Here is a 12,538-nt window from a genome sequence, read left to right on the forward strand (position 1 = left end):
TTAGGAAACTTTCCTGACCGACACCGCATATCAGCGGGCGGGACACTGGTTGTCAAGGGGACGCACAGGATCAACTCGAACTGCCCGCAAGGGAGTTCGAGCCATCGGGGCAGTCCGGACGGGAGCCCCCTGGGGGCGTGAGCACCCTCGGGACGGGAGATTTCCCCGGGACGGGGGCGGGAATGGGCCGCGGCGTGTGATCGTTGACCATTGGCGTATCAACCGATGACGTATTCGCCATCACGCACCAAGAGGAGTCAACCGCTCGTGAGCAAGGTCCCCTTCATCACCCTCAACAACGGCTCCCGGATGCCGCAGCTCGGTTTCGGGGTCTGGCAGGTCGCCGACGACGAGGCCACGAAGGCCGTCGGCACCGCGCTGGAAGCCGGCTACCGCAGCATCGACACCGCTGCGATCTACGGCAACGAGGAGGGCACAGGGAAGGCGCTCGCCGCATCGGGAATCGCCCGTGACGAACTCTTCGTCACCACGAAGCTGTGGAATTCCGAGCAGGGGTACGACTCGACCCTGCGCGCCTTCGACGCCTCGCTGTCCAAGCTCGGCCTCGACTACGTCGACCTGTATCTGATCCACTGGCCGGTCCCCTCCAAGGACGCCTACGTGGACACGTACAAGGCCTTCGAGAAGATCCACGCCGACGGCCGCGCGAAGGCCATCGGTGTCTCCAACTTCCTTCCGGAGCACTTGAAGCGTCTGCTGGGCGAGACCTCGGTGGTCCCGGCCCTCAACCAGATCGAGCTCCACCCGCAGCTGCAGCAGGCCGAGTCGCGCGCCTTCCACACGGAGCACGGCATCCACACGGAGGCCTGGTCGCCGCTCGGCCAGGGCAAGGGGCTGCTGGAGGTCCCCACCGTCGTCGCCATCGCGCAGAAGCACGGCCGCAGCGCCGCTCAGGTGGTGCTGCGCTGGCATCTGCAGACGGGGAACGTGGTCATCCCCAAGTCCGTGACGCCGTCGCGGATCAAGGAGAACATCGACCTCTTCGGCTTCGAGCTGGACGCCGACGACCTCGCGGCCATCGCGGCACTCGACGAGGGCAAGCGGCTGGGCGCCGACCCGGCCACCATGGCTCTCGGCGTCTGATCCCCGCCGGACGGCCCTCGGCGCCTGGTCCCGCCGTCCCGCACATCGCCCCGGGCCCGGTGACCCGTACCGCATCGGTGCGGTCACCCCGTACGGCGGCGGCGCCGCCCGGTTCGTTCCGGGCGGCGCCTTCGTGTGCGGGGCCGGTGTCCCCCTCGGCCGACGGGGCCGGGGTCCGGTGCGTCAGCCCCGGCGCGCGGTGTACACCGTGCGGGCCGTGAGCAGATACGTGTCGTCACGCAGCAGCAGTCCGCGCGGGTCCTCGGGGGTCAGCAGCAGATCGATGGCGGCCGTGTCCTCCTCCGTGAGCCGGCCCGCATAGACCTCCCGCTGCCGGGTGAAGTGCGCGACGAGCTGCTCGCGTGCGGCGTGGGGCAGCGGCGCGGGGATGTCGAGCAGGAACGACCGGGTGCCGCTCGGTGCGAGCCCCGACGCGGTCAGCAGCGCACGCCAGTCCTCGACCTCGCGCCGGGCACCGGGCAGCTTCGCCCGCATCTCGTTGAACCACTCGGCCCCGGCCGCGTCGAGCCGCGCCTCCAGGTCCGGCCTGCCGATGCCGGTGTCGCGCGGCAGATGGCGGGAGGTGAGGCCGCCCTCGACCAGCGCGAGGAGGCCGCCGGGGCGCAGCAGCCCGGCCAGGCCCTCGACGGCGGCGCGCTGGTCGCCGATGTGGTGCAGGGAGCTGCCCGCCCAGACCAGATCGGCTTCACCCAACTCGCCCAGCCCCTGGGGCAGTTCGGTGCAGTGGGTCTGGATGCGGTCGCCTGGACCGGTGCGGCCCGCCCGGTGCCGGGCGCGGTCGAGCAGGGCGGGTGAGGCGTCGACCGCGACCACTTCCGCGTACGGAAAGACCTCCGCGAGCAGGCAGCTGACGACTCCGGGGCCACTGCCGATGTCGAGGATCCGGCGGACGCCGGCCACGGGGAGTTGTTCGGCGATCCAGGCCGCCGCCGCCTCGTGGGCGGGCCTGTGCAGCTCGGCGCCCCGCTCCAGGAGCGGGGCCATGACGTCCCAGTCGATTTCGGTGGTGTCGTGGTGGTGGCTCATGCTGCCAGGGTGCCCCGTCCCGCCCCGATTGCGGGAGCGGTGTTGCCGTTGCGGCAAATCCCTCGCGCTGTGCGACGGTACGCGGGCGGCTGCGGACAGCTCCTCAGCCGGCGCCGTGCCCGGGAGCGGCCTCCTCGACCCGGCGGGCCAGTTCGAAGTCCTTGTCGGTGATCGCGCCGCCCGCGTCATGTGTGTGCACGCTCAGCGCCACGGTGTTGTATCCGAGTGTCAGATCGGAGTGGTGGCCCAGCTCCTCCTGGATCTGTGCGATGTGAACGACCATCGCGGTGGCGGCGAAGTGTCCGGGAAGCCGGTAGGAACGGGCGATCCGGTCACCGTCCAGGGACCAGCCGGGCAGCTCGCGCAGCCGGTCCTCGGTCTCTTTCTGCGTCAGCGGTTCTGCGGGCATGTTCGAAACTCCTTCCGGAAGACTGTGCACACGACGTTACGGTCTGGGTATGACAACTGTCGCTCTCGACACCGGAGTGGGGCCACTGCTGCGCGACTGGCGCAGGCAGCGCCGGGTCAGCCAGCTGGAACTGGCCCTGCGGGCCGACTCGTCGGCCCGCCACATCAGCTTCATCGAGACGGGCCGCGCCCGCCCCAGCAAGGAGATGGTGCTGCGCCTCGCCGAACACCTGGACGTGCCCGTCCGTGAGCGGAACGCCCTGCTGGTCTCGGCCGGCTACGCGCCGCGGTACACGGAGACCACGCTCGACGACCCTTCGATGGGTGCGCTGCACGAGGGGATCAACCAGCTTCTGCGCGGCTACGAGCCGTACCCGGCGCTAGTGGTGGACGGGCGGTACGACGTGGTCGCCGCCAACCGCGGTATCGCGATGCTCCTTGAAGGGGTGCCCGACCGGCTGCTCACGCCCCCGCTGAACGCGATGCGGCTCACGCTGCATCCTTCCGGGCTCGCGCCCCGTATCCGTAATCTCCGGGAGTGGCGGGGGCATCTGCTGCACCAGATGGAGCGCCAGATGGCGCTGGCCCGCTCCGAATCGCTGCGCGAGCTGTACGAGGAGGTCGCCGCCTATCCGCTTCCCGCGTCGGCGGGAGAACAGCCTGAGCGGGTTGCGGGGTCCGTTCAGCGTTTCGCGCTGCCGCTGGAGATCGAACACGACGGGCGGGTGCTGTCTTTTCTTTCGTCCATCTCCACCTTCAACACACCGATGGATGTGACGGTGGCCGAGCTGGCGATCGAGACGTTCCTCCCGGCCGATCCCGCGACGGTCGCCTATCTGCGGTCACTGGCGGACTGACGGTCCCGCGCCGCCCGGGACCGAACGACTAGGTCCTGTCCGGCCGAACTTCATGGGCCCGCGGCGTCCGGCACGGCCTGATCCACGAAGATCAGTCCCTAGGGCACCTGCCGCAGATACAGGGCGCCGCAGGAGTGGCAGAAGGGCTGGCTCTCAGGGGTACCCCAGACGTCCGTCGACTGTTTGGGCGCGGCCGGGTCCAGCTCGCGTCCGCACAGGGCGGTCGTGTCATTGACGTGCGCGATATGCCACCACTGCACCCTGGGGTGCTCGTCCGTGGGCGACGAACCCTCCTCAAGGTGGGCCTGCATCACGTATTCCATTTCCGCCTCCTTCCTTGTAATTCTCCCACCTCGCCGGGTTCCCGAACCGGTCACGACGGTCTGGAGCAGTTCAAGCCGGGGCGCGCCGGATGACCGGGGGCAGCCCTGGGCGCTACCTGTTCTCCAACTGGAGGTTCAGCTCTTTCTCCTGGTCACCGAGGGCCTCGCCCTGCTCCTGTACGGAGAACACGGTGCCCAGCGCGTGCCGCATCACGTCCACCGCGTGGTAGCCGCCCTGCACGGTCGCCAGGACCGGTGCCGTCAGGGTGGCTGCGCCGAGCTTCCCCGGGTCCGCGTCCAGCACCTCGTAGGACGCCGACCACACGGTCACCCGGCCGGGGACCTCCGCCTGCGGGGCGTCCCCGGCCGGCCGGTCGCTGGGGAAGGCCGAGCGCAGCGCGCCGAAGACGGCCGCCGCGTCCTCCTCCGAGTGGCCGGTGAGTGCCACCGTGACAAGCGTGTCCTGGTTCTCCGTGTCGGCCATCGTGCTCACTTTCCTTGCTGGATCGCGCGGGCGCGCGGGGTACGGGGAACGGGCCCGGGGCCCGGCTCCGGGTCACTCGCCGGGGTCGGCGCCGTGCCAGACGGTGGTGATGTTGCAGAACTCGCGGATGCCGTGGCCGGAGAGCTCACGCCCGTACCCGGAGCGCTTGGCCCCGCCGAAGGGCAGGGCCGGGTGGGAGGCGGTCATGCCGTTGAAGAAGACACCCCCCGCTTCGAGGTCCCGTACGAACAGGTCCACGTCGTCCTGGTCCCGGGTCCAGACGTTGGAACTCAGCCCGAACGGGGTGTCGTTGGCCACCCGTACCGCTTCCTCGGCGCTCGTCACCCGGTAGACGGTGGCCACCGGGCCGAACGCCTCCTCCTGGTGGATCCGCATGTCGCTGGTGATGCCCATCAGGACGGTGGGCGAGTAGAACCAGCCGCGGTCGGCCCCCTTCGGCCGCCCGCCGCCGCAGAGCGCCGTCGCTCCCCTGCGTACGGCGTCGTCGACCAGCTCCTCCAGATCGGTACGGCCCTGCTCGGTGGCGAGCGGTCCGACGTCGGTCGACTCGTCCAGCGGGTCGCCGACCGTCAGTGCGGCCATCCGGGTGGTGAACTCCTCCGTGAACGCGTCATAGACATCCGTATGGACGATGAAGCGCTTGGCGGCGATACAGGACTGTCCGTTGTTCTGTACCCGGGCCGTCACCGCGGTCCGCGCGGCCCGCCCGACGTCGGCCGACGGCATCACGATGTACGGATCGCTGCCGCCCAGCTCCAGTACGGTCTTCTTGACCTCGTCGCCCGCGACGGCCGCGACCGAGCGGGCGGCGGGTTCGCTGCCGGTGAGGGTCGCCGCGGCCACCCGGGGGTCGCGCAGGATCGCCTCGACCGCGCCGGAGCCGATCAGCAGGGTCTGGAAGCAGCCCTTCGGGAATCCGGCCCGCTCGAAGAGTTCCCCCAGGTAGAGGGCGGTCTGCGGCACGTTCGACGCGTGTTTGAGCAGCCCCGTGTTGCCCGCCATCAGGGTGGGCGCGGCGAACCGTACGACCTGCCAGAGCGGGAAGTTCCACGGCATGACGGCCAGCACGACGCCCAGCGGGCGGTAGCGGGTGTACACACGGGCGGCTCCGGAGTCCTCGGCGTCGGCCCGTGACGGGTGCTCGTCGGCCAGCAGCTCGGCCGCGTGCCTGGCGTACCAGCGCATCGTCTTGGCGCACTTGGCGGCCTCGGCGCGCGCCGCGGCGACCGGCTTGCCCATCTCGGTCGTCATCGTGCGCGCGATGTCCTTCTGCTCGCTCTCCAGCAGATCGGCGGCACGGTTCAGCAGTCGTGCCCGCTCGGCGAACTCCGTGGTGCGGTACTCGCGGAAGGTGGCGTGGGCGGCCGCGAGACAGCGTTCGATCTCCTCGGCGCCCAGCGCCTCGAAGGTCTGGAGCGTTTCACCGGTGGTGGGGTTCACCGTGGCGATGGGCATGGGTGGGTCCTCCTCGTACTCGCCCTTCCGACCTTCGCGCGCCCGGTGCGCCGCCGCAACGCGGGCGGCGGACGGGTGGGGCGGGGTGCGCCCGTCCGGAATCGTTCGCGGTGCGAACCAATCATGCGGGGCGCCTATGCTGACCCGATGGCGATGATCAAGAGTGAGGAGCCGATGGGGATCGCGGCCGCGCTGGTGCGGACGTCGTTCCTGGTGCAGGCCGTGTACACGGAAGCCAGCCGGGAGTACGGACTGCCCGTGCAGCAGGCCCAGTTGATCTGCGTTCTGATGGCTCAGCCGCGCGGCATGGGGGAGTTGAGCACCATGCTGGGCCTGGAGAAGTCCAGCCTGACCGGTCTCGTCGACCGGGCGGAGCGGCGCGGGCTCGTGCGCCGGGAGCCGGATCCGCTGGACAGGCGCGCGGTGCGGGTCGCGCTGTCTCCCGAGGGCGCCCGAGTGTCCGGCGATTTCTACGCCGATGCGAGCGCGCGGATGGAGGCCCTGGCCGACGGAGTGGGCCCGGCGGAGCGCGACCGGCTGGCGGCGGTGCTGGGGCGGCTGGTGCGGAGCAATGAGGTACCGATGGTCTTCATGGGGCCGAAGCAGCAGCAGACGGGGACGCCGACGACCTGACGGCAGACGTTCGGGTCCTGGCCGGGTGGACGAGTTGTATGAACAAGTCGCGGGAAAGGTGACCGGAATCAGCCGGGTTGTTCGCTTCAAATGCCGTGTTCTGTCACTCGGGTGTCGCCAGCTCTTCCCTTTCACCCCGTCATCTGGGAAGACTCGGCTGGATCATTCCCCTCACACTGCGAGAGGTCCCCCTACACATGCCTCAGTTCAATCGGCGCCGCTTCCTCCAGATCGCGGGCGCGACCGCAGGTTTCTCGGCCCTGTCGAACAGCATCGACCGCGCCGCCGCCATCCCCGCGAAGCGGAGCTCGGGAACGATCAAGGACGTCGAGCACATCGTCGTCCTCATGCAGGAGAATCGTTCGTTCGACCACTACTTCGGGTCCATGAAGGGTGTTCGCGGCTTCGGTGACCCACGCCCGGTGACGCCCGTCGACGGCAAGCCGGTCTGGTACCAGTCGGACGGCGCCAAGGACGTTCTGCCCTACCACCCGGACGCCGAGGATCTCGGCATGAAGTTCATCGCCGGCCTCGACCACGACTGGGCGGGCGGCCACAAGGCCTGGAACCAGGGCAAGTACGACCAGTGGATTCCCGCCAAGTCCGCGGGCACGATGGCCCATCTGACCCGCAAGGACATCCCGTTCCACTACGCGCTGGCCGACGCGTTCACGGTGTGCGACGCCTACCACTCGTCATTCATGGGGGCCACCGACCCCAACCGCTACTACCTGTGGTCCGGTCACGTCGGCAACGACGGCAAGGGCGGCGGCCCGGTGCTCGGCAACGCCGAGGCCGGCTACGACTGGACGACCTACCCCGAGCGCCTGGAGGCGTCCGGGATCTCCTGGAAGATCTACCAGGACATCGGTGACGGCCTGGACAAGGAAGGCTCCTGGGGCTGGATCGACGACGCGTACCGCGGCAACTACGGCGACAACTCGCTGCTGTACTTCAACAAGTACCGCAACGCGAAGGCCGGCGACCCGCTGTACGAGAAGGCGCGTACCGGCACCGACGCCAAGAACGGCGACGGCTTCTTCGACATCCTCAAGGCCGACGTGAAGGCGGACAAGCTCCCCCAGGTCTCCTGGGTCGCCGCCCCCGAGGCCTTCTCCGAGCACCCCAACTGGCCTGCCAACTACGGGGCCTGGTACGTCTCGCAGGTACTGGACGCGCTGACCTCGAACCCGGAGGTCTGGAGCAAGACGGCGCTCTTCGTCACCTACGACGAGAACGACGGCTACTTCGACCACGCCGTCCCGCCGTTCCCGCCCGCCTCCGCGGACCGGGGCCTCTCCACCGTGGACACCTCGCTCGACTACTTCCCCGGCGACGCGAGTTACGGCGCGGGGCCCTACGGCCTCGGCCAGCGCGTCCCGATGACCGTCGTCTCCCCCTGGAGCACCGGCGGTTACGTCTGTTCCGAGGTCTTCGACCACACCTCGGTCATCCGCTTCATGGAGCGCCGCTTCGGGGTGGCCGAGCCGAACATCTCGCCCTGGCGGCGGGCCATCTGCGGTGACCTGACGTCGGCCTTCGACTTCGGTCTCCAGAACACCGAGCCGGCCACGCTGCCGGACACCGACGGCTTCCGGCCGCCGGACAACAAGCGGCACGACAGTTACGTGCCCACGGCGCCCGCGGACCCGGCGCTGCCCAAGCAGGAGGCGGGGTCGCGGCCGTCCCGGCCGCTGCCCTACGCACCGCTGGTGGACGGGAAGGCGGCGCCGGCCGACGGGAAGTTCACGCTCACGTTCGGCGGGGGCGCGGCCGCCGGAGCCTGCTTCACGGTGACATCGGCCAACCGCGGCGACGGGCCGTGGACGTACACCGCCGAGGCGGGCAAGCAGCTCTCGGACACCTGGAACACGTCCTACTCCAAGGGCGCCTACGATCTGTCCGTGTTCGGCCCGAACGGCTTCCTCCGCACATTCAAGGGCCCCGGCACCACCGCCGGCCCCGAGGTGACCGCCCGTCACCAGGCCGCCGACGGCTCGGTCGAGCTGACGATGACCAATGCGGGCAGCGCCGACTGCCACCTCACGGTCACCAACGCGTACGGCGGGAAGAGCGAGACCTTCGCGGTCCGCAAGGGGAAGACCGTGGTGCACACGGTGGACCTGCGCTCCACCCGGCAGTGGTACGACCTGACCGTGGTCTCGGACCAGGACGGCAGCTATCTGCGCCGGCTGGCCGGACATGTCGAGAACGGCAGGCCCGGTGTGAGCGACCCGGCGATCATCACCGGCTGAACCGCCGCCGGTACCGGGTCCCGCGAGCCGGGGCCCGGTACCGGAGCGGATGCCCGCCGGCAGCGACAGCGCCGGAGCACGGCGGACCCCTGGCTCAGGCCGTGGCGTCGGGCGCGGCTCCGTCCGGCACGGGGACCGCTGCCCCGAGGGGGACCTCGGGACCCTGGCACTCGGTCAGCCAGCGCCGCAGGACGCCGTGCACCTGCTCGGCGCCGACCAGCTCCTGCCCCTCGTCCACCGGCGCCGAGAGATCGAGCGGCGCCAGCAGGAAGGGCGCCGACTGCTCGCCGCCGAGGCCGCCGTGCGAACCGATCTGCCCCTCGAAGGCGTGCACGGCACCGGTCTCCGGGTCGTACATCGAATTGACCATGACATCGGCGACATGCGGGAACCTGTCGGTCCTGCGTACGGCGTCGGCCGCACCGGGCCCGAAGCCCGCGAGCGGCCCCTCGCCGTCGGCCAGCCGGTCGACGGGCACCTCGGCGCCGCCCGGCCCGAGCACCACCGAGCCGTGCTTCTCGCTCGCCAGGAGCAGGAAGCCGATCCCCGGATGGTTGGCCAGGGTGGGCAGCAGCGCCGGGTGGCGGCGGTCCAGCTGCTCACGCGTCATCCGGCCGGGCGCGCCGGGAAAGGAGATCAGCCCGAGGTTCCCGGAGGCCAGCACGACCGGGTCCGAGCCGGGGTCGGGCGGGGTTTCGTCGCCGGCCGGCACCGGCCGGTGCAGCACCACACGGACCGCGGCCCGCGCCTCCGAGCCGCTCCTCGTCCGCTGCGCCCGGCGCGAAACCGGCAGTCCGCAGCCCGCCCGCACCAGGTCCTTGAGCGTCAGCCCGTACCGCCCCTCGAAGGTCTGCCCCGGGCTCTGCCCGTGGTCGGAGAGCAGCACGATGCGGTACGGACGCGGTGCGTGGTCCTCGGCCTTCGCGATCAGCGCCAGCGAACGGTCGAGCCGTGCGAGCACCTTCGCCGCGTCCCTGCTGTGCGGCCCGCTGTGGTGCGCCACCTCGTCGTACGCCACCAGGTCGGCGTAGACAGCGGTCCGCCCGGCGAACATGTCACCTATCACCGCGGACACCACCACGTCCCGCTCCACCACGGTCGCGAAGGCCCTGATGAACGGGTAGAGGCCGCCGCGCTTGATCCGGGGCTCCTCCTGCCGGGCGCGGGCCCGCGTCGACTCACCGATCTCGCGGCCGACCTCGGCGAAGAACGAGATCGCGGTCCGGACGGCGTTGGCCGGGTCGGAGAAGTACGCGAAGTAGCCGGCCCGGGAGCGGTGGTCGCGGTCCCGCCGTGCGGCGACCGAGAGGACCAGGGCCAGCTCGTCGGCGCCGCCGCTGAAGAGGTTGCCGCGGCTGGCGCCGTCCATGCTGAGCAGCCCTCCGTGGCCGGTGCGCGCGACCGCCCGGCGCTGGAGCTCGGCCGCGCTGGCCGGCCGGTTGCAGACCATCACGTCGCCGGTCTCCTTCTCGTACCAGCGGAAGGCGGGGATGTCGTGGTTGGAGCCGTGCAGGATGCCCAGCTGGCTGGCGCCGGTCTGGCTGGACCAGTCGGTGCGCCAGGCGTCGAGCCGGTGGGTGGAGCCGATCCACCCGGCGACGGTGGGCATCAGCCCGTCGTGGACCGCGCGCAGCAGCGCCGCGTGGCCCACCCCGTCGAGCTGGAGGAAGACCGTGCCGTGCGGTCCGCCCCGCCCGGTGTCCTCGCCGCGTCTGCGCCGTCTGCGGGAGGCGAGGCGCGAGAGCCTGCGGCGGTACGCCTCGTCGTCGCGCACCGCGAGAGCGGTGGAGGTCGCGGAGGCGACGGCGGACATCACGGCGGCGACCACGACCGCCGTCTCGGGGTTGGACGCTCCCCTGCCGTTCGGGATCAGGTCCAGGGCGACCAGCAGGAGCGAGCCGTTGAGGAAGAAGACCAGCAGGCCGAGGACGAGAGCCGGGACCAGCAGCAGCGCGCGCACCACGAGGGGCCACACCAGCGCGGTGAGCAGGCCGAAGGCCGCGGCGCCCCACCCGGCGGTGATCGCCACCGTGGTGGCGCTGTCGCCGTTGTCCGACTCCAGCTGGAAGTCCGGCAGGATCCCGGCGAGCGCCAGCATGGTCAGTGTGGACACGGCCCACACCACGATCACCCGGAACAGAGCGCTGCCCGCCCTGCGCCATCGCCCTGCGGCCACGCCTCTTCCACCTCACGTCCGTGCGGGGCCCCGGGTGGGCCCGTCGGTCAGCTTTTCACAGGACCTGGCAGCGCCCCGGCCACAGTCACGGCCACCGGGCGGCAGGAGTCACGTCAGGGCGGGGACGAGTACCCGCAGGAGTGGCAGATCTTCCAGCCGTCCTGCGTGACGGCGAGGACACCCCCGCAGCGCGGACACTGCACCGAGCACAGGGTCACGGAGCCTCCTCCCGTTTCGCCCTGATCGCTACCCACCGTGGGCCGGGACAGACGTGACAGGCTGTCCCGGGGACGGGGCGCATAAAGTCGCGTAGAACCCGGCGCGAACCGCCGTGACCAGATGTGACGTGAGGAGGCGAGCAGGTGCCGGTCGATGTGACCTGGTGGGGACATGCCACGTGTACGGTCGAGGACTCCGGGGTCCGGGTGCTGACCGACCCGCTGTTCGCGCGCAGGCTGGCCCACCTCCGCCGCCGCCGCGGCGCGGTGCCGCCGCCCAGAGCGGCGGCCGCCCGGGCCGTCCTCATCTCGCATCTGCACGCCGACCATCTGCATCTGCCGTCGCTGGCCCGCCTCGCCCCGGGCACCACGCTGATCGTGCCGCGCGGCGCGGTCCGCGCCGTGCCGGGGCTGCGGCGGCTCGGCCTGGACATCACCGAGGTCCGGGCGGGCGACGAGGTACGGGTCGCCGATCTGCTCGTCCGTGCGGTGCCCGCGCACCACGACGGCCGCCGGATGCCCTTCGGCCCGCAGCGCGCGCCCGCGCTCGGCTTCGTCGTGAGCGGTGAGGCGCGGACCTACTTCGCCGGGGACACCGGCCTGTTCGACGCGATGGCCGAGTCCGTGGGCGACGTCGACGTGGCGCTGCTTCCGGTCGGTGGCTGGGGCCCCTTCCTCGGGCAGGAACATCTGGACGCCAGGCGGGCAGCCGAGGCGCTGGCCGTCCTGCGGCCGCGCTCCGCCGTACCGGTGCACTACGGCACGTACTGGCCGGTCGGGATGGACGGTGTGCGCCCGCACGAATTCCACACGCCGGGCGACGAGTTCGTACGGCAGGCGGCGCTGCTGGCGCCCGAGGTCTCCGTGTACCGGCTGGCACACGGTGAACTGGTGCGGCCGGAGGTGGCCGGGTGATACCCGAACTGGTGAGCCAGGTCCCCCCGGAGTCGACTCAGCAGGCCGTGGGTTACCCGTCGTTGTTCCTGCTGGTGGCCCTGGGGTCCCTGGTGCCGGTGGTGCCCACGGGCGCGCTGGTGAGTTCCGCGGCCGTGGTCGCCTTCCACCAGACCGATCCGCTGTCGCTGCTCTTCGTGTTCGCCGTGGCCTCGTTCGCCGCTTTCCTCGGGGACATGGCCCTGTACTGGCTCGGCCGGCGCGGTGTGCACTCCAGGAACGGTTCGCGCTGGCTGGAGGCGCTGCGCAAGCGGGTCCCGCAGGCGCGTCTCGCGAAGTCGCAGAACCAGCTCGACCGGCACAGCAAGTCGGTGCTCGTGCTCTCCCGGCTGGTCCCGGCCGGGAGGATTCCGGTGATGCTGGCCTGTCTGCTCGGCGAGATGCCGCTGCGCAGGTTCGCCCGCGGAGACATTCCGGCCTGTCTCGCCTGGGCCGCCGCGTACCAGCTCATCGGCATACTCGGCGGCTCGCTCTTCGACGAGCCCTGGAAGGGCGTGGTCGCGGCGGTCGCACTCACCCTGCTGGTGAGCGGGGCGCCCGCCGCGTGGCGCAGGCTCAGGACGCGCCCCGGTTCGCCGGCGCCCCGCTGAGCACTCCCCCGGG

The 12,538-nt window shown here is 71.1% G+C and carries 12 protein-coding genes; 6 read left to right on the top strand and 6 right to left on the bottom strand.

Annotated elements, in window-relative coordinates; all coding sequences use genetic code 11:
- Positions 1 to 267 precede the first annotated feature (267 nt).
- Positions 268 to 1,104 (top strand): aldo/keto reductase, encoded by an 837-nt coding sequence (locus tag OG385_RS02275; protein ID WP_266851322.1) that lies wholly within the window; start codon positions 268 to 270, stop codon positions 1,102 to 1,104.
- 183 nt (positions 1,105 to 1,287) lie between these two features.
- Here the strand turns inward: OG385_RS02275 and OG385_RS02280 are convergent, their stop codons facing one another.
- Entirely contained in the window at positions 1,288 to 2,151 is an 864-nt protein-coding gene (locus tag OG385_RS02280; RefSeq protein ID WP_266851324.1) for a trans-aconitate 2-methyltransferase, read from the bottom strand.
- Between the two features lie 103 nt (positions 2,152 to 2,254).
- Positions 2,255 to 2,560 (bottom strand): 4a-hydroxytetrahydrobiopterin dehydratase, encoded by a 306-nt coding sequence (locus tag OG385_RS02285; RefSeq protein ID WP_266851325.1) that lies wholly within the window; start codon positions 2,558 to 2,560, stop codon positions 2,255 to 2,257.
- 49 nt (positions 2,561 to 2,609) lie between these two features.
- Here OG385_RS02285 and OG385_RS02290 point away from each other — a divergent pair, with 49 nt between their 5' ends.
- On the top strand, positions 2,610 to 3,416 hold the full coding sequence (locus OG385_RS02290) for a helix-turn-helix domain-containing protein (RefSeq protein ID WP_266851327.1): 807 nt from the start codon (positions 2,610 to 2,612) through the stop codon (positions 3,414 to 3,416).
- A gap of 98 nt (positions 3,417 to 3,514) precedes the next feature.
- Here the strand turns inward: OG385_RS02290 and OG385_RS02295 are convergent, their stop codons facing one another.
- From OG385_RS02295 to OG385_RS02305, 3 genes are all read right to left on the bottom strand, one after another.
- Entirely contained in the window at positions 3,515 to 3,739 is a 225-nt protein-coding gene (locus OG385_RS02295) for a hypothetical protein (RefSeq protein WP_266851329.1), read from the bottom strand.
- 112 nt (positions 3,740 to 3,851) lie between these two features.
- A complete protein-coding gene (locus OG385_RS02300) occupies positions 3,852 to 4,223 on the bottom strand; it encodes a hypothetical protein (protein ID WP_266851331.1) in 372 nt (123 codons plus the stop codon).
- Positions 4,224 to 4,295: 72 nt separating this feature from the next.
- The gene (locus OG385_RS02305) at positions 4,296 to 5,699 is read right to left on the bottom strand and encodes an NADP-dependent succinic semialdehyde dehydrogenase (protein ID WP_266851333.1); all 1,404 of its coding nucleotides are present in this window, start codon (positions 5,697 to 5,699) and stop codon (positions 4,296 to 4,298) included.
- A 153-nt stretch (positions 5,700 to 5,852) separates the two neighbouring features.
- On the opposite strand from OG385_RS02305, the gene OG385_RS02310 reads away from it, so the two are divergent.
- Both OG385_RS02310 and OG385_RS02315 read left to right on the top strand, forming a co-directional pair.
- Positions 5,853 to 6,332 carry a MarR family winged helix-turn-helix transcriptional regulator gene (locus tag OG385_RS02310; RefSeq protein ID WP_266860569.1) on the top strand — a complete coding sequence of 160 codons (480 nt, stop codon included), beginning with the start codon at positions 5,853 to 5,855 and terminating at the stop codon, positions 6,330 to 6,332.
- A gap of 197 nt (positions 6,333 to 6,529) precedes the next feature.
- Positions 6,530 to 8,587, top strand: coding sequence for a phosphocholine-specific phospholipase C (locus tag OG385_RS02315; RefSeq protein ID WP_266851335.1), 2,058 nt, complete (start codon positions 6,530 to 6,532; stop codon positions 8,585 to 8,587).
- Between the two features lie 94 nt (positions 8,588 to 8,681).
- On the opposite strand, the gene OG385_RS02320 is transcribed toward OG385_RS02315, so the two are convergent.
- Positions 8,682 to 10,763 (bottom strand): phage holin family protein, encoded by a 2,082-nt coding sequence (locus OG385_RS02320; protein WP_266851336.1) that lies wholly within the window; start codon positions 10,761 to 10,763, stop codon positions 8,682 to 8,684.
- Positions 10,764 to 11,125: 362 nt separating this feature from the next.
- On the opposite strand from OG385_RS02320, the gene OG385_RS02325 reads away from it, so the two are divergent.
- Together OG385_RS02325 and OG385_RS02330 are read left to right on the top strand one after the other, a co-directional pair.
- Positions 11,126 to 11,896: an MBL fold metallo-hydrolase gene (locus OG385_RS02325; RefSeq protein ID WP_266851337.1), complete on the top strand. Its 771-nt coding sequence runs from the start codon at positions 11,126 to 11,128 to the stop codon at positions 11,894 to 11,896.
- Positions 11,893 to 12,525, top strand: coding sequence for a DedA family protein (locus OG385_RS02330; protein ID WP_266851339.1), 633 nt, complete (start codon positions 11,893 to 11,895; stop codon positions 12,523 to 12,525). Before OG385_RS02325 ends, OG385_RS02330 begins: the two co-directional genes overlap by 4 nt.
- Positions 12,526 to 12,538 lie beyond the last annotated feature (13 nt).

Source organism: Streptomyces sp. NBC_01306, assembly GCF_026340465.1.
Lineage (GTDB): Bacteria > Actinomycetota > Actinomycetes > Streptomycetales > Streptomycetaceae > Streptomyces.